Genomic DNA, 15,870 nt, shown 5'->3' with positions numbered 1-15,870 from the left:
ATGGCTATCTCTATTCTTTACCAGAACAACGTGACCGGCGCCGCGCATGACGTGACGACGCTGATCACGGCGGCAAAGTGGACGACAAAAAGGTCCGGTTCCCCCGCTTCCCTGACCGTGACCGCAATCGTCGACGACGCCGTGGCGTGGAACCCTGGCGGGATTCTGGCCCTGAAGAACGGTTCCACGGGCCTTTTCTATGGCTACGTCGTGAAGACCAGCCAGAGCGAAAAGGACCAGGTCCAGGTCACTGCCTACGATCAGACCTGGTATTTGAAGAAAAACAAGGAAACCTATGTCTTCACCGGCAAGCGCGCCGACCAGATCGTGAAGCAGATCGCCGAAGACTTCAAGCTGAAGACCGGCACCCTGGCGAACACCGGCTACGCGATCCCCTCCATGATCGAGGACGGCCAGACGCTTTTCGACATCGCCCTGAAGGCGATCGACCTGACCCTGATCAACACGGGGAAAATGTTCGTCCTGTGGGACGACTTCGGTTCCCTGGCGATCACGGACGTCGAAACGGCGAAGCTGGACCTGTTCGTGGGCGACGGGAGCCTTGCCACCGGCTACACCTACGACCAGGACATAGATTCCGACACCTACAACAAAATCAAGCTGGTCAAGGACAATAAGACCACCGGCAAACGTGACGTCTACATCTACCAGGATTCGAAGAACATGACCCTGTGGGGAATCCTTCAGGACTATGAAACGGTCGACGAAAGCATGAACGAAGCCCAGATCAAAGAGCGGGGCGCGAAAATGCTGGAACTTTACAACCGGCCGTCACGGTCCTTCAGCCTGAACGCGATCACGGACCTGTCCGTCCGTGCCGGCCGCGTCCTGTATATCGGGATCGGCGCCGTGGGTGTGAAGTCCTTCTTCCTGATTGAGGAAGCCACGCATGACCTGTTGAAGGAAACAATGACCCTGAAATTAAAGGTGGTGTGACATGGGCCTTTTAGACACGATGAAAAAAGTCGCGGAGAACACCAACGCCGCCGGCGCGCCGACGGCCTGGTTCTTCGGGAAGGTGACGAAGACGTCGCCCCTGACGATCCGCGTGGATAACCGCTTCGACATATCCGGCGAAGTGATCGTCGTTCCGAAGGAACTTCAGGCCGGCTACTATCCCACGCACTACCACACCGGCATGAAGGGCGGCCCTTCCACCGAAGAGAAGGGCGGCGGGAGCGGCGAAGCGGCCTTCGCTTCCCATTCCCACGTCCTGAAGAACAACTACCAAACCAACACCGACAAAACGTCGGAATACTATTACGGACTGGCCGTCGGCGACAAGGTGATCCTTCTTCGGAACCAGGGCGGACAGGCCTTTCTTGTCCTGGGGAGGGTGTGACCTATGATTCCTAACGCGACCACCGTGAAGATCGGCGAAGACCTGGAAGTCCAGACCGCCGCCGAAGCCCCTTCGCGGACCTACAAGATCGACTTCGACGCCGGCCGCGTCGGCGGCTTCTGCGATGAAACGGAAGCCATGAAGCAAGCGATCTATAAAATCCTTCAGACGGAGCGGTTCGCCTACCTGATCTATTCCTGGAACTATGGAATTGAACTGGACGCAGTCGTCGGGAAAAGCTATCAGGTGTTTGAAAGTGAAATCAAGCGCGTGATCACCGAAGCCCTTCTGGCGGACAGCCGGATCACCGACGTCACCGACTTCGAAGTCACCCAGGTCGACAAGCGGACGGCGTCCGTGAAGTTCACCGCCGAAACCATCTTCGGCGAAATCCCTATCGAAAGAGAGGTCGGCGACAATGCTGTATGAGAACATGACCTTCGAAAACATCATGGACCGGTGCCTTTCCCGCGTAGCCGCTTCCATCGACAAGCGGGAAGGTTCGGTCGTCTACGACGCGATCGCGCCGGCGGCCGCCGAACTGGCGATCATGTATATCGAACTGGCCTATCTTCTGGACCGTGCCTTCCCCGACACAGAGGAAGGCGACGACCTGACCCTGAAGTGTCAGGAACGAAGCGTCTTCCGAACGCCGGCCACGGCCGCGGTCCGGAAGGGCTACTTCGAGGACGGGGACGGCGGGGCGATGGACGTCCCGATCGGTTCCCGCTATTCCGGCGACGCCCTGAACTACGTCGTGACAGAGAAGATCGCCGCCGGCCAGTTCAAACTTCTGTGTGAAACGGCCGGAGCCGCCGGCAACCAGTACCAGGGGAACCTTTTCCCGATCGACTATGTGGAAGGCCTGGGCGCGGCGCGTCTGGCCGACATTCTGATCAACGGCGAAGACGAAGAGAGCGACGCCGACCTTCTGGCCCGATATAAGGAAAGCCTGGAATCCCAGGCATACGGCGGCAATATCGCCGACTACCGGACAAAGGTCGAACTGCTTCAGGGCGTGGGCGCCGTGAAGGTGTTCCCCGTCTGGAACGGCGGCGGGACCGTGAAGATCGTCTTCGTGAACAGCGACTGGGGCGTCCCGTCTTCGACCCTGGTCGACACCGTCCAAACCGCCGTCGACCCCACCCAGAACCAGGGCGAAGGAGTCGGGATCGCGCCGATCGGCCACGTCGTCACCGTCGTCGGCGTCACCGGAACAGCGATCAGCGTGTCCTTCAAGCTGACCTTCGCCACCGGCTACACCTGGGACACCGTGAAGACCGCCGTCACGAAGGCAATCCAGGACTACTTCGTGGCCCTGGCGAAGGACTGGGCGAACCAGTCGGGGATCACCGTCCGCGTGTCCCAGGTGGAAACGAAGGTCCTGTCCGTGGACGGCGTGATCGACATCACGGGGACGACGATCAACGGAGGAACCCAGAATATCGTCCTGGCGTCCGACGCGATCCCCGTCATGGGAGGGATCACGAATGAAACTTAAAGACTACTGGCCGCGCTGTCTTCAGGACTTGGTCGAGTTCCAGCAGATCGCCAACGCGGAACAGCCGGAGTTCGAAACGGCCCTGGACGACGTCAGGACGGCCGCTGACGACTTCTTCCTGGCGACCCTGTCCGAATATGGGTGTCAACGCTGGGAAGCCATCATGGGCCTTCACGCGGCCGACGGGGACACCCTGGAAGCGCGCCGCGAACGGATTCTGATCAAATACCTTGACCAGCTTCCCTATACATACAGGACCCTTCTGAAGTACCTGAAGACCATCACGGACGACTTCACCGTCACCCTGGACGAAAACGCCTATGACCTGTTCATTCGAATCCGCCTGGAAGGCTATTCCCAGCGGGACGCCCTGATCGCCACCCTGGGCCAGATGATCCCCGCGAACCTGGTCCTTCGGCTGAAGGCGGACATTCCCCAGACGGACGAACCGGCCCAGACGGCGGCCTGTTCCGCTATGGTCACGATGAACCGGCACGTCTACACGCCGGCCACATAAGGAGGAAAACCACATGGCAAGATTTAAGTCTATCGTCACGGACGCCGGAGCGGCGGCCCTGACTGCCCTGATCGCGGCCGGAAAGCCGCTGATCCTGACCCGCGCGGCGACCGGAAGCGGCGTCGCCACCGTCAGCCCGAACACCCTGTCGGACCTGGTGACGCCGGAGAACGTCGCCGTGAGCCTGGGCGAAAAGGACCTGATCGAGGGCGACCCCGCAATCATGCGAATCCCCGTCCAGGTGACGAACGAAGCCCTGGACGCCCCTGTCTGGATCAGGGAAGTCGCCGTCTACGGGAACACCATCGACAACACGGAAGTCATGTTCTGTTATGGCTGGCTGGACGGCAACGACAGCGACAACGTCCTTCCGGCGACGTCCTTCGAGGAAGACGCCGACACCGTCCATATCCACGACCTGGCCGTCTTCGTGACGAACCAGGAAGCCGCGTCCGTGTCCGTCCAGGTGGCCCCTGGTTCCTATGTCACCCGTGAGCAAATGACCACCTACGCGGCGCCCCTGGTCCACACCCAGGGCGCGGACACCGTCACCGAAACCACCGGAGAGAACACGGAACAGGTCCAGCGCCGCCAGGACAGCGACATCGAAGCGATCAAGGAGCAGTTGAACACCGGCTTCACCGGAACCACCGTGACCCACACCTTCGCCCCCGCGCAGCTTTCCTACTGGAAGGGCTATGACGGGACCGGAGTTCCCGAAGGGATTCTGGACCAGACAAGGAACCGCCTGTATCTGTGACCAGGATCGCCGCCACGCCGTCGGAAACCTCTTGCCTTATATCGAACCTGTTCACGGAACTTCGTCCCGTGTGCGGCTTCTGTGAGGGCGACAGCGTGGTTCTTTGCGGCATGACCTACGCCGGCACGGAAGAAGCCGTGGTCCTTCGGGACTACGGCTTCGACTTTACCGGCGACGCCGCTGTGGTCGAGAATATCCGGAATCGAAGGTGTATCAATGGGATCGCGAAGAAACTACCAGCGGAGCCAGCCCAAGGGCGAAAGTCCGCTTCATATACTGCCCGTCGCGGACAAAATGATCGGCTTCACCCTGTCGACGACCGACAACCCGAAGCGTTTTCCGAAGAAGATCAGATTTTCCGTGACGAATAAAATCCAGGGCCACGCCCTGGCGATCTATGACTACCTGGTCGAAGCGAACGAAATCTTCCCCATAATGGACGACCAGGACAAGGCCGACCGCCTGAAACTTCAGCGCGCCGCGCTGACGGAGTGCAAGAAACTTTTGCACATGATCCAGCTTTCGAAGGACCGCGGCTATATTGACAGCGGGACCTTCGACTACTGGACGAAGCTGACGGTCGACGTGAAATGTATGACCGCCCGATGGTACGACGCCGAACGGAAGACGGGAATCCCCGTCGAGCCGGCCGGCCCGATCCCTGAAGGCTGATCATAAATCATTAGGGAACGATCTGTCACCCCGAACGCCGGCAACGCGAACAACGCGCGCAATGTCAACACGGACGGCAGTCTGAACAACAACAACGCGTACAACGGCAACAACGGCGTCCGGCCGGATTTGGTGGAAAACGGGACTGATTAGGGCGGAAAGCCTGAAAACAGAGTATCACCAACAAAGGAGATCGTTTCCTTCCGAAGGGCCGCGACAGTCCCTTCGGTAAATACATGATTGACGACGAAAGGCCTTCAACAGCGACGGCCGGACTATCAGCGTCAAGGAGGATTTTTCTTTATGAAGGATCAGGGAACGCCCACCCATGACTTCGCGTCCGTAACGGACTTCAACAATTTATATCAATCGTTTACAGAAGCGCGCAAAGGGAAACGGTGGAAGTATTCCGTGTGCAAATATGAAGCGAATGTCCTGGAAAACCTTCTGTTCATTCAGGTCATGCTTCAGCGCCACAAATACCGCCTGTCCCCGTACAACTGCTTCTTCGTGCATGAACCGAAAGAACGGCTGATCATGTATAACAGCTTCCGCGACAAGATCGTTCAGCATTGTTTATGTGAACAGGTCCTTGAACCGCTTCTTTCGAAGACATTCATCTATGACAACTACGCGAGTCAGAAGGGCAAAGGGACCCACTTCGGCCTTGACCGATTGAAGGCGTTCATGGCGGCCTACTACCGCAAGAACGGCGCCGGCGGCTGGGTGCTGAAGTGCGACGTCCGCAAGTATTTCTATCGGATCAATCACGACGTTCTGAAGGCCCAGCTTCGCCGGCTGATCAAGGACCGCGACGTCCTGTGGCTTCTGGACAAGATCATCGACTCCACGGAGGGACCAGGGACTCCGATCGGGAACCACACTTCACAATGGTTCGCGATCCTGTACCTGTCCGACATGGACCACATGATCAAGGAACGTCTGGGAATCAAGTATTATGGCCGCTACATGGACGACTTCTATTTGATACATGAGGACAGGGCCTATTTGCAGTTCTGCCTTGAAGAAATCCGCCGGTTCCTGGTCCCCCTGGGACTGGAACTGAACCAGAAGACGGCCATATTCCCGTTATCCCAGGGAATCGACTTCCTGGGCTTTCGGACCTACCTGACGGACAGCGGTAAGGTCGTCCGGAAGGTACGCCGTGAGAGCAAGAACCGGATCAGGCGGAAGGTCACGAAGTTCCGCCACCTGGTAGACGAAGGCCGTGTCGACTTCGACACGGTCCTTCAGTCTTATAATTCCTGGGCCGGCCACGCCGAACACGGCAACAGTTATCACCTGATCAGCGAGATCGACGACCTGTTCTTCAACCTGTTCAGGAAAGAAATGGAGGGAAAACCCTATGGCGAAATCTCTATCCGCTTTGCCCGTTGGAAGCGTCGTCAAGTCGGCGAACACAAAGTACAACGGACAGGCGATCAGGTGGATCGTCGGCACACAGGACACGTCCCAGGGCCGAACGGGCCTGGTGACGGAAAAGATGATCACCCTGAAATGCTTCGACGCGAAGGAGTCCGGCAACAGCAACAGCGACCGCCGGAGTTACGGCAATAACCGTTATTCCGTTTCCAACATCGACAAGTGGCTGAACAGTGCGGCCGCGTCCTGGTATGCCGCACAGCACGGAGCCGACGCCCCGCCCACGTCCGCGAACTGTTGGAACGGCTATAACCCCTACGACAGCGAAGCCGGCTTCCTGGCGAACTTCGAAGCCGACTTCCGAAACGCGATCCTTAATTCCACGATCCGCGTCGCGAAGAACACCGTCACCGACGGCGGCGGTTATGAAGACATCGTTCGACAGGTCTTTCTGCTTTCGAACACGAACGTCGGCCTTTCCAACGAAAACGGCGTGGCCGAAGGTTCCTTGTGGTCCTACTTCAATTCCGCGTCGCGCCGCCAGTGCTACCCCACGGCGGAAGCCGTCAGCAAGTCCACCTACACCAATTCCAGCCTTTCCGCTTCTCAATATTGGTGGTGGTGGCTTCGAACCCCGTACGCCGGCTACGCGCGCAGCGCGCGCTATGTCTACACGGACGGCAGTCCGGACCACGGCAGCGCGTACTACGGCAACCGCGGCGTCCGGCCGGCTTTGTATTTGGCATCTTCGAATCTGGTATCCGATACAACCGACACAGACGGCGCTTATATCCTTCTGTGGAACCAGCCGCCCACAGTCCCGTCTTCCATTACCTACGGCACCCCACAGGCGGGACAGAAGCTGACCCTGTCGACCGGCGGATCGACCGATCCGGAGGGCGACGCCATTTCCTACGTCTGGGAACGGAAGGTGGATTCCGGCGTCTGGACCCAGATCGGGATCACCACCGCGAAGACGATCCAGGACACGGTCCCGTCCAGCGGAACAACCTACTACGCGCGCGTGAAGGCTGTGGACGCGGTCGGGAATGAATCGGCGTATTGCACCGGTTCCGGAAAGGCCATTTCCTACAACACCCCGCCCGTGATCAGCGGTTCCGACCAGAACATGGGCGCGAAGACCGACCCCTTCACCTACAAATACACCGTCACCGACGCCCAGTCCGCCACCCAGACCCTGACCGTGACGGAAACCCTGACCAACGGAGCGGAAACCATCACCCTTCGCACCTACACGGCCACGGCCGGCGCCCAGAACACCGCCGACCTGTCTTCCGTCTGGATCAGGCTGATCGCGGGGACCCACGTCCTGAAGATCACCGCTTCCGACGGCAACGGCGGAACGGCCGTCCGCAACATCACCTTCAGCCGCACCGTCACCAGGATCGCCGCGGCCCGCGCCTTCAACACCGACGCGAAGGTCACGAAGGTCTTCGTTTCCCTGTACCCGTCCGACCGGCCGGCCGGCTCCACGCTCCACCTGGAAGTGACGAACAACCCGTTCGACACGAACCCCGTCTGGGAGGACATCACGGAGAAGGCGAACCGCCTGGTCCACACCTTCACGAACAGCACCGTCGCCAACGGCTACGGCCTGGGCTACCGGTTCTATCTGCTGAAGGGGACGGAGGAAATCGAGATCACCCAGGCGACGATCCGTTTCGCCTGATGGAAGGAGGGAAGCAAAATGTCTTTCAACTCGCACGACTGCGAAACCGTCAGCATGAAGGAAGCCCAGGAACAGGAAAAGAACAACCCCGTCACCCAGATCGCGGCGGCGGCGTCCATCGCCTTCGTGGTCCTGGCGGAGGGCGGCCAGATCGACGACGTCACCGCCACGGAGAACGTCGAGCAGTTCGCCCCCTGGGCCTACCCGATCGCCTACAAAAAGGGCAATATCCGCCGCTACGGTTCCGACCTGTACCGGTGCAACCAGGACCACACTTCACAAGCCGACTGGACCCCCGCGGCCGCCGCGTCCCTGTGGTCGAAGATCGGCGACCCGACGGAGGAATGGCCGGAATGGTCCCAGCCGGTCGGCGCCCATGACGCATATAACGCCGGCGCGAAGGTGTCCCATAACGGGAAGCACTGGACGTCCGACGTCGCGTCGAACGTCTGGGAACCTGGCGTCTACGGTTGGACGGAGGTGACGGCATGACCGAAGGGATCATCATCGCCGTTCTTTCTATGGTCGGCACGTTGGCCGGTGCCTACCTGGCAAACCGGAAAAGTTCCGCCCTGATTGCCTATCGCCTGGATAAGCTGGAAGAGAAGGTCGACAAACATAATTCCGTGATCGAACGGACCTTCAAGCTGGAAGAACAGGCCGCCCTTATCGAAGAGCGAATCAAGGTCGCGAACCACCGGATCGAAGACCTTGAAAAGGCGCAGTAAACCCCGCCGCGAGTTCTCCAAAATCATCGTTTGCACCGTGGGGGCCGTCACGATCTTCGTGACGGCCTTCACCTGTGTCATGGTGTGGAGGACCAGCAACACGGACGCCCTGGCCTACCTGATACCGGCCATCTTCGGGGAAGCCGCCACGGCGACCGGCTTTTATTACAGCAAGGCAAAGACTGAAAACAGAATCAAACTTCGCCGGCAATACGGCGACCTGGTCGACAAGGAGGAATGAACCCATGTTTGAAATCATCATCGGAAACCTGATCAAGATCGGCTATGCTATGGCGATCTTCCTGTGTGCCTACCTGGCGAACGTCGTGTTCTCCCTGTGGTACAACATCAAGATCAACTGTGAACCCTTCAGCCGCGAAAAGCTGGCGACCGGCGGCCTGAAGGCGCTGACGTTCATCGTCGGACTGACCCTTCTGTGTATCGCGATCACCACCCTTCCGATCTTTGCGACGGAAGTCGGCTGGACGATTCCTGACGAATACGCGGAACTGTTCGCCGATCTGATCATCGTCGGCGCGGTCCTTCTGGTCGCCTGTAAGTATATCAAGGAAGCCTTCACAAAGTTCGTCGCGATCCTGAACACGCCGGCGGACACCGTACCCGCAAAGGAGGGAAAAGAGCATGAGCAACAGCCCGTTAGTGACGTATTCCAGGATCAGCCCGAACCGGACCAGCCCCAGGAATCATAAGATCGACACCATCACGATTCATTGTATTGTCGGACAATGGACGGCGAAGCAAGGCTGTGACTACTTCGCCACCACCGGCCGCGAGTGTTCCGCGAACTACGTCGTCGGGAAGGACGGTTCGATCGGCCTGTCCGTGGAGGAAAAGGACCGGTCCTGGTGCAGTTCGTCCCGCTCCAACGACCACCGCGCGATCACAATCGAAGTCGCGTCCGACACGAAGCACCCCTACAAGGTGACGGACCAGGCCCTGGCCGCCCTGATCGACCTTCTGGTGGATATTTGCCGCCGGAATGGGATCAAGGCCCTTCTGTGGAAGGGCGACAAGTCCCTGATCGGCCAGGTGGACAAGCAGAACATGACCGTTCACCGGTGGTTCGCGAACAAGGCCTGTCCTGGCGACTATCTCTATAATCTCCACCCCCAGATCGCGGCCCAGGTGAACGAACGCCTGGGCGCGGCCGCACCGGCGGAGCCGGAGAAGAAGCCCAGCCAGACGCCCGGCGGTGCCACCTTCACCCCCTACCTGGTGCGGATCACGGCGTCCGTCCTGAATATCCGAAAAGGCCCTGGCACGACCTACGCCGTCACCGGCCAGATCAAGGACCGCGGCGTCTATACCATCGTCGAGCAGAAGGGCAACTGGGGCCGCCTGAAGTCCGGCGCCGGCTGGATCAGCCTGTCCTATACGAAGAAGGTCTGACGATGGGAATGAAGCTGGACGGACTGGCGAACTTCGGGAAGGCCCTGGTCGCCCTTCAGGCCGATATACCGGAGATCATGGACAAACTGGTCGTCGGCGAAGGCCGCTTCGCCCGTGACCAGGCCAGGAAGATTTGCACCGAAGAAAACATCATCAACACCGGCGACTATCGCCGGAACTTCAACAGCAGTTCGAAGGCGATCCGGATCGGGACGGCCTACAAGATCGACGTCTTCAACAACCTGGACTATGCGAAGCCCCTGGAATATGGCTTCCGCGGCCACTTCGTCCCTGGACATTGGGACGGGAAGTCGTTCGTCTACCAGCCGAAGGACCCGCAAGGGGGAATGTTCGTCCATTCCCTGATTCCTGGTCACTACACCCTGGAACGGGCCGTCAACGCCACGAAGCGCACCCAGAACGCGCGCCTTCAGCGCCGCTTCGAACAGGAACTGAAGAAGCGTGGCTACATGAAGTATTTCAAATAGAAAGACGCCCAGGGGACGAACCCCTGGGCGTTTTTTCTTTCTTCAGAACATCGCGAGTTTGATCGCCTTGAACCGTGTGTCGTCCAGTTCCAGAAGGGACCGCTTCCCGTCCTTGAACTGAATCGCCACCACATGAACCCCCTTCGTCTTCGCGGTCGCGGCCGCCACGACGCCCAGGGGACCCAGAAGCAGAGCGCCGGCGGCGCCGCGCGCCACGGCGGAACCCATGCTTTTCTGGGAATCTTCGTCCACGACTTCGATCTGGTCGATCGTGGAACTGTCCAGTTTCAGATTTTTCATCAGGCCGACGTTCAAAACCGCCTTCCCGCCTTGCATGATGACCGCTTTGTGTTTATAGTCGCCCTCCAGGACCCAGTTCTTCGCACCCATGCCAGAACCTCCCTTTGATATTTACCCCGAAGTTATGGGATATTACCATAAGAATATCGGAATCTTATGCTAAAGTCAATTAGAATATGGGATATTACCATAACGGGAGGATCAGGCGTGAAGAAGTTCGACTACAACGGCCGGAAGAATATCTGTGGAAACCGCGTCCGGTGCCTTCGGACGGCGCGACGATGGTCACAGGCCGCCCTTGCGGCAAAAATGCAGACCCAGGGCGTAATCATGGAACAGGACGTCGTCAGCAAGATCGAATCCGGCGACCGCCTGGTTACAGACTACGAAGTCCGCGCCTTCGCGGCGGTCTTCGGCGTGGCCTTTGAAAACCTGACCGAAGACGAAGAATGAACGGCCTTCCGGACCAGAACCGGAGGGCCGTTTTTTTCTGCTTGACAATATACTACCGGTAGTATATAATAAGCACCAGAAGGAAGGTGATTCACAATGTCAAAGGCGCAGACAGCCGCAAACAAACGCTATAACCTGAAGGCGTATGACAGAATTGAAATAACGGTCCCGAAGGGAAACAGGGAGATCATCGCCCAGGCCGCGGCGGCGGCCGGAATGAGCGTGAACGCCTTTATCAAGGAAGCGATCGAAGCACAGATCGCAAAGCAGAGCGCGTGAACGCGAAGGCCCTGTCCGAAAGGACGGGGCCTTTTATTTTATACCGAACGGAGGAAACACCATGAAACGTCGCAGATTCAAGCAACTGACCAGAGCGGATCGCCTGAATATCGAAAAGTATCTTCGCCAGGGTATGACGAAACAGGCCGTCGCCGACGCCCTGGGCGTCAGCCTTCGAACGGTATATTATGAACTGAAGCGCGGCCAGTATATCCACACCAATTCCGACCTTACGGAGGAAGTCCGTTATAGCTGTGACGTCGCCGAATCAGTCAAGAAGTACAACGGCACGAACAAAGGCCCACAGTTAAAGATCGGCAACGACCACGAACTGGCGGCCTACATTGAACGGCGGATCGTGGAAGACGGCTATTCGCCGGCGGCGGTCCTTGGAGAAATCCGCGTCAAGGGAATGAAGTTCAAGACATCGATCTGTAAGTCGACACTGTATTCCTATATCCGGAAGGGCGTCTTCCTGACCCTTGAAATGCGCGACCTTCCCCGTCACGGTAAGAACAAGCGCGGCTACACCCGCACCCACAAGAAGGGCGCCAGGGCGTCCGCCGGAACCAGCATTGAACACCGGCCGGAGGAAGTGAACGCCAGGACGACCGTCGGTCATTGGGAAATGGACTCCGTCCTGGGAAAGAAGAAGACGAAGCCGGCCCTTCTGGTCCTGTCTGAACGACTGTCCAGGAAGGAACTGATCATCAAGGTCCAGGATCACACCGCCGCCAGCGTAGTTCGCGCCCTGGACCGCCTGGAACGGAAGATGGGATCGCCGGCCTTCCGTGCCACCTTCAAGTCGATAACCGTCGACAATGGTTCCGAGTTTGCCGACGTCGACGGCATGGAACGAAGCTGTCGCCGAAAGGGGCCGCGGACGAAGGTCTATTACTGCCACCCCTATTCTTCCTGGGAACGCGGGACCAACGAAAACACGAACGGCCTGATCCGCCGCTGGTTCCCGAAGGGGACAGACTTCAGCAAAGTCAGCGTCCAGGAAATCCAGAAGGTCGAAGACTGGCTGAACGCCTATCCCCGCGAAATCCTGGGCTTCCTATCTGCTGACGCGGTCTTCTCCACCGCCTTCGCGGCCTGTGTCTGAAACTTTTTTATCTTTTTTGCAAAAATATGTTGACTTTTGCGCCCGGCTCTAGACAACCCCGGCAAATTCACCTGCTGCCTTGCGCAAAACTTTTTTCTATTCTATAATGGTAAAAATGAGACATAGGCAATATAAAGGCAGCAGATTTATATTTGGGAGGCAGATAATACTGATGGCTATGAATAAAGAAAAAGCGTCGGGTATTATTGTTCTTGTTATAATATGTTGTGTTTTTATGGCACTCATTGAAACAATCATTGAACCGGCATATATTGTCAAATCCGCGCTTAAAGTCGCGGTATTTTTATTATTGCCATTGGTATATGCAAAAATAACCCATACAAAATTACTGGATGAATTCTTTAAAATCGACAAGAGGGGCATGATGAAATTATTTGTGCTGGGCTCTTTTATTTATGCGGTGATTCTGGGTGCGTATACTTTGACAAAAAACTTTTTCGACTATGCGTCGTTGGTTCAGTCGCTTTCAGCGGATCAAAAAGTCAACAGCGGCAGCTTTATTGGGGTGGCTCTCTATATTTCCTTTTGTAATTCCTTTCTGGAGGAATTTTTCTTTCGTTTCGTTGCATTTATCAGATTATCCAAATACACAGCCCGAAAAATAGCATATATATTCAGTTCAGGCATGTTTGCAGTTTATCATATTGCAATGATTGGAATGTCATTTCCGCCGTTGATGTTGCTTTTGGCTTTAATAGGATTGGCGATTGGCGGGCTGCTTTTTGACTATGTAGATAGCAAAAATGAAAATATCTATCATTCATGGGTTATCCATATGTTTGCGGATTTTGCAATCATGACGATATGGTATCTTTATATTTAAATACTGCACTTATTGGAATTCCCCGGCAAATCGTTTATTGATTTGCCGGGGATGCCTCTACCGACACAAACCTAGAACAGGGAGTCCATTTTTTCCGCCGGAGGCAGAATGCCGTTTCCTTTCCGCTGAAAATGTGGTATATAATGAGGGGTGAAAATCTGGGAGGGAACATACAATGACGCTTTCAACCGCACTGTTTATCTTTGCCGCGCAGCTGCTGGCCTATCTGGTCAAAGGGCTGATCGGCTTCGGCAACCCCCTGATCTCTGCGCCGATTTTGTCCATGGGCCTGGACAATGTGGTCATCACCCCGGGTACGCTGCTGCTGGACTGCCCGGTGAACGCCTGGATCACCTGGAAAAACCGGCACAGCTTCCAGTGGCGGAAGATCCTGCCGTTGCTGGTGGCCAACTTCTGCGGCGTGATCCCCGGCACGCTGCTGCTGCGCTTTTCCATGCCCTGGGTCATCAAAACCGTGCTGGGCGTCGTCGTGGTGCTTTTAGGGCTGGAGATGGCCACCCGCTCCCTGCGGCCGGTGAAGCCGGACCGGAAGGACCGGCCCTGGCTGCGGCTGGCGGTGTCCGCGTTCTCCGGCGTGTGCGCGGGCCTCTTCGGCATCAACATGTTCATCGTGGCCTACCTCCAGCGAACAGCCAGAGATTACAGCGAGTTCAAGGGGAGCATGTGCTTTCTCTTCTTTGGGGAGAATGCGGTGCGGGTAGTGACTTATCTAGTCACCGACCTGTTCACCGGCCCGGTGCTGCTGTTCGCCCTGGCGTCTGTTCCCGCGGCGGTGCTGGCCATGGGCCTGGCGGCGTGGCTGGGGCCCCGGCTGGAAGAGGAAAAGCTCCAAAAGGGCGCCATCGTCCTCTTCCTCCTGGGCGGCGTCAGCATCATCGTGAAGTCCGTGGTATTCCATACATAAGCTCAGGAAAAAGAGACGCCCCTGCGGGCGTCTCTTCATATCTGCATTTGTCAGTCCGCAATGTACTCCCGCACCCGGTAGGTGGCGCCGATCTCCTCCTCGCAGATCTTCCGGCAGTTCTCGATCTCCTCTTTCGGGATGGTGTCCACCACGGTCATCATCACGGTGGGCACATACTTGAGGACCTCTCTCGTGAAGTCCTTCATGGCCTGGTAGGCGTTTTCCTGCTGGGGGTGGCACAGGGCGTTGTACTTCTCCGCCGTGTCGGTGTTCAGGGAGACAGACACCATATCGAACCGGCCCGCGAACTCCGGGGCGATGTCCCGGCCGTTGATGAGGGAACCGGTGCCGTTGGTGTCCATCCGGGTGAAGATCTTGGTGCCGTGGACCTTCATCTGGTCGATGACCCAGCAGATGTCGTCGAACCGGTAGGTAGGCTCACCGAAGCCCACGAACACCAGCTGCTTGTATTGGGAGAGGTCGTGGCTCTCGATGGAGGAAAGGATCTCCTCCTTCGTGGGCTCCCGCTTTAGCCACAGGTTATGGGTGTAGATGCTGCCGCCGGAACCCTGGTTGTGCCGCAGGCAGAACGCGCAATTGAAGTTGCACCGGTTGGTGGGGTTCACATACAGGTTGTCCCCGTATTCATAGGTGATGGTAAAGCCCTTTTCCATAAATATCGCTCCTTGCGTAATCAGGATAAGCTGTTCAGATGAAAGTCCGACAGCGTGAAGATGCCGTTTTCATAGGAGATGGCAGCGGTAATCTCCGCCGCATACCAGTCATAGGGGATTTCCCTCCCCTCCAACATCGCAGAACCCGTAAAGAAAAGATCGCTGCCGTCCCCATCCGTACCGGATTGCACGGAAAAATTGGCCCATCTTCCGGTAGAGGCGTCCTCGATCATGGCCGGATTGAGGTCCGGAAACTGTGTCTGGATCTCGTCTGTGAGGTCCACCAGATCCGCGCCCAAGACGGTGTAGGTCCGGTCCCCGTCCGACACCACCGACAGCAGGCCGGAGAGGTCCTCCTGCCACAGTGACTCCGGAAAGCAGTAGTCCGTCAGGGTGCCGTCCCCGTCTTTTTTGACCACGTGAAGCTCCTCAATAGAAGTCCCGGTGCCGCTGCCCACATGATTGATGACAACGACCTCCTCCTGCCCGTCGGAGTCCACATCCCAGCACCAAAGCTGCGGCTCCACAATCAACGGGCCGCCGAAGGACCAGGAAAACTCCGCCAGACTGTCACCCCAGCGCAGCAGGGCTGAGCTGTCAAGCCACTTTGTCACGCCGTAGAGGGAGAGCTCCCGCTCCGGCAGTTCTGCCAAAAGGCCCACCGGGTCATGGTTCCAGCGGCTTTCACCGATCCAGTCCTTCAGCCCGATCACCTCCGTGGGCAAATCATAGGGTTCCTCCGGCGCCTGCCCCGCCGTTACCACGGCGGGGGCGG

Annotated in this window: 24 protein-coding genes; 21 read left to right on the top strand and 3 right to left on the bottom strand. The window is 57.6% G+C overall.

Features of this window, described 5'->3' with window-relative positions; translation table 11 throughout:
* The 16 genes from HMPREF1546_RS12040 to HMPREF1546_RS11970 all read left to right on the top strand — a co-directional run bounded on the left by HMPREF1546_RS12040 (position 1) and on the right by HMPREF1546_RS11970 (position 10,512).
* On the top strand, positions 1–957 hold the full coding sequence (locus tag HMPREF1546_RS12040; RefSeq protein ID WP_021751072.1) for a hypothetical protein: 957 nt from the start codon (positions 1–3) through the stop codon (positions 955–957).
* 1 nt (position 958) lies between these two features.
* Positions 959–1,363, top strand: a complete 405-nt coding sequence (locus tag HMPREF1546_RS12035) for a DUF2577 domain-containing protein (RefSeq protein ID WP_021751071.1) — start codon at positions 959–961, stop codon at positions 1,361–1,363.
* Positions 1,364–1,366: 3 nt separating this feature from the next.
* Complete coding sequence (locus tag HMPREF1546_RS12030) at positions 1,367–1,792, top strand: DUF2634 domain-containing protein (protein WP_021751070.1); 426 nt, start codon at positions 1,367–1,369, stop codon at positions 1,790–1,792.
* The gene (locus HMPREF1546_RS12025) at positions 1,782–2,864 is read left to right on the top strand and encodes a baseplate J/gp47 family protein (protein ID WP_021751069.1); all 1,083 of its coding nucleotides are present in this window, start codon (positions 1,782–1,784) and stop codon (positions 2,862–2,864) included. Before HMPREF1546_RS12030 ends, HMPREF1546_RS12025 begins: the two co-directional genes overlap by 11 nt.
* Entirely contained in the window at positions 2,854–3,381 is a 528-nt protein-coding gene (locus HMPREF1546_RS12020; RefSeq protein ID WP_021751068.1) for a putative phage tail protein, read from the top strand. Before HMPREF1546_RS12025 ends, HMPREF1546_RS12020 begins: the two co-directional genes overlap by 11 nt.
* Before the next feature lie 13 nt (positions 3,382–3,394).
* Positions 3,395–4,141, top strand: a complete 747-nt coding sequence (locus HMPREF1546_RS12015; protein ID WP_021751067.1) for a hypothetical protein — start codon at positions 3,395–3,397, stop codon at positions 4,139–4,141.
* A 216-nt stretch (positions 4,142–4,357) separates the two neighbouring features.
* Positions 4,358–4,813 carry a four helix bundle protein gene (locus HMPREF1546_RS12010; protein WP_021751066.1) on the top strand — a complete coding sequence of 152 codons (456 nt, stop codon included), beginning with the start codon at positions 4,358–4,360 and terminating at the stop codon, positions 4,811–4,813.
* 6 nt (positions 4,814–4,819) lie between these two features.
* A complete protein-coding gene (locus HMPREF1546_RS19925) occupies positions 4,820–4,966 on the top strand; it encodes a DUF6273 domain-containing protein (RefSeq protein ID WP_367646055.1) in 147 nt (48 codons plus the stop codon).
* A 150-nt stretch (positions 4,967–5,116) separates the two neighbouring features.
* The gene (locus tag HMPREF1546_RS12005; protein WP_021751064.1) at positions 5,117–6,391 is read left to right on the top strand and encodes an RNA-directed DNA polymerase; all 1,275 of its coding nucleotides are present in this window, start codon (positions 5,117–5,119) and stop codon (positions 6,389–6,391) included.
* Positions 6,318–7,886 (top strand): DUF6273 domain-containing protein, encoded by a 1,569-nt coding sequence (locus tag HMPREF1546_RS12000; protein ID WP_021751063.1) that lies wholly within the window; start codon positions 6,318–6,320, stop codon positions 7,884–7,886. The genes HMPREF1546_RS12005 and HMPREF1546_RS12000 overlap by 74 nt, the downstream gene beginning before the upstream one ends.
* Before the next feature lie 18 nt (positions 7,887–7,904).
* Positions 7,905–8,378: a carbohydrate-binding protein gene (locus HMPREF1546_RS11995; protein ID WP_021751062.1), complete on the top strand. Its 474-nt coding sequence runs from the start codon at positions 7,905–7,907 to the stop codon at positions 8,376–8,378.
* Positions 8,375–8,614 carry a hypothetical protein gene (locus HMPREF1546_RS11990; protein WP_021751061.1) on the top strand — a complete coding sequence of 80 codons (240 nt, stop codon included), beginning with the start codon at positions 8,375–8,377 and terminating at the stop codon, positions 8,612–8,614. Before HMPREF1546_RS11995 ends, HMPREF1546_RS11990 begins: the two co-directional genes overlap by 4 nt.
* A complete protein-coding gene (locus HMPREF1546_RS11985; protein ID WP_036631199.1) occupies positions 8,598–8,855 on the top strand; it encodes a hypothetical protein in 258 nt (85 codons plus the stop codon). Before HMPREF1546_RS11990 ends, HMPREF1546_RS11985 begins: the two co-directional genes overlap by 17 nt.
* A 4-nt stretch (positions 8,856–8,859) precedes the next feature.
* Positions 8,860–9,324: a hypothetical protein gene (locus tag HMPREF1546_RS11980; protein ID WP_021751059.1), complete on the top strand. Its 465-nt coding sequence runs from the start codon at positions 8,860–8,862 to the stop codon at positions 9,322–9,324.
* Positions 9,257–10,024, top strand: a complete 768-nt coding sequence (locus HMPREF1546_RS11975; protein WP_036631197.1) for an N-acetylmuramoyl-L-alanine amidase — start codon at positions 9,257–9,259, stop codon at positions 10,022–10,024. Before HMPREF1546_RS11980 ends, HMPREF1546_RS11975 begins: the two co-directional genes overlap by 68 nt.
* Positions 10,025–10,026: 2 nt before the next feature.
* Complete coding sequence (locus tag HMPREF1546_RS11970; protein ID WP_021751057.1) at positions 10,027–10,512, top strand: HK97 gp10 family phage protein; 486 nt, start codon at positions 10,027–10,029, stop codon at positions 10,510–10,512.
* 42 nt (positions 10,513–10,554) lie between these two features.
* On the opposite strand, the gene HMPREF1546_RS11965 is transcribed toward HMPREF1546_RS11970, so the two are convergent.
* Positions 10,555–10,902, bottom strand: coding sequence for a hypothetical protein (locus tag HMPREF1546_RS11965; protein ID WP_021751056.1), 348 nt, complete (start codon positions 10,900–10,902; stop codon positions 10,555–10,557).
* A 117-nt stretch (positions 10,903–11,019) separates the two neighbouring features.
* On the opposite strand from HMPREF1546_RS11965, the gene HMPREF1546_RS11960 reads away from it, so the two are divergent.
* The 5 genes from HMPREF1546_RS11960 (at position 11,020) to HMPREF1546_RS11940 (ending at position 14,421) form a co-directional block, all read left to right on the top strand.
* Entirely contained in the window at positions 11,020–11,265 is a 246-nt protein-coding gene (locus HMPREF1546_RS11960; protein ID WP_036631195.1) for a helix-turn-helix transcriptional regulator, read from the top strand.
* A gap of 96 nt (positions 11,266–11,361) precedes the next feature.
* Positions 11,362–11,544 (top strand): ribbon-helix-helix protein, CopG family, encoded by a 183-nt coding sequence (locus tag HMPREF1546_RS11955; protein WP_021751054.1) that lies wholly within the window; start codon positions 11,362–11,364, stop codon positions 11,542–11,544.
* A 61-nt stretch (positions 11,545–11,605) separates the two neighbouring features.
* Positions 11,606–12,652, top strand: a complete 1,047-nt coding sequence (locus HMPREF1546_RS11950) for an IS30 family transposase (protein WP_021751053.1) — start codon at positions 11,606–11,608, stop codon at positions 12,650–12,652.
* A gap of 172 nt (positions 12,653–12,824) precedes the next feature.
* Positions 12,825–13,496, top strand: coding sequence for a CPBP family intramembrane glutamic endopeptidase (locus HMPREF1546_RS11945; RefSeq protein WP_051365607.1), 672 nt, complete (start codon positions 12,825–12,827; stop codon positions 13,494–13,496).
* A 175-nt stretch (positions 13,497–13,671) separates the two neighbouring features.
* Positions 13,672–14,421: a sulfite exporter TauE/SafE family protein gene (locus HMPREF1546_RS11940; RefSeq protein ID WP_021751050.1), complete on the top strand. Its 750-nt coding sequence runs from the start codon at positions 13,672–13,674 to the stop codon at positions 14,419–14,421.
* Positions 14,422–14,471: 50 nt separating this feature from the next.
* Here HMPREF1546_RS11940 and HMPREF1546_RS11935 read toward each other — a convergent pair whose 3' ends face one another.
* The gene (locus HMPREF1546_RS11935; protein WP_021751049.1) at positions 14,472–15,095 is read right to left on the bottom strand and encodes a TatD family nuclease-associated radical SAM protein; all 624 of its coding nucleotides are present in this window, start codon (positions 15,093–15,095) and stop codon (positions 14,472–14,474) included.
* Between the two features lie 20 nt (positions 15,096–15,115).
* Positions 15,116–15,870, bottom strand: a 755-nt coding sequence (locus tag HMPREF1546_RS11930; protein WP_021751986.1) for a hypothetical protein, incomplete at its 5' end; no start/stop codon positions are given.

It is taken from the genome of Oscillibacter sp. KLE 1745, from assembly GCF_000469445.2.
In the GTDB taxonomy this organism is placed as follows: domain Bacteria; phylum Bacillota; class Clostridia; order Oscillospirales; family Oscillospiraceae; genus Oscillibacter; species Oscillibacter welbionis.
The sequence above is the reverse complement of the archived record's forward strand: the minus strand, read 5'-3'. Positions and strand labels throughout refer to the sequence as shown.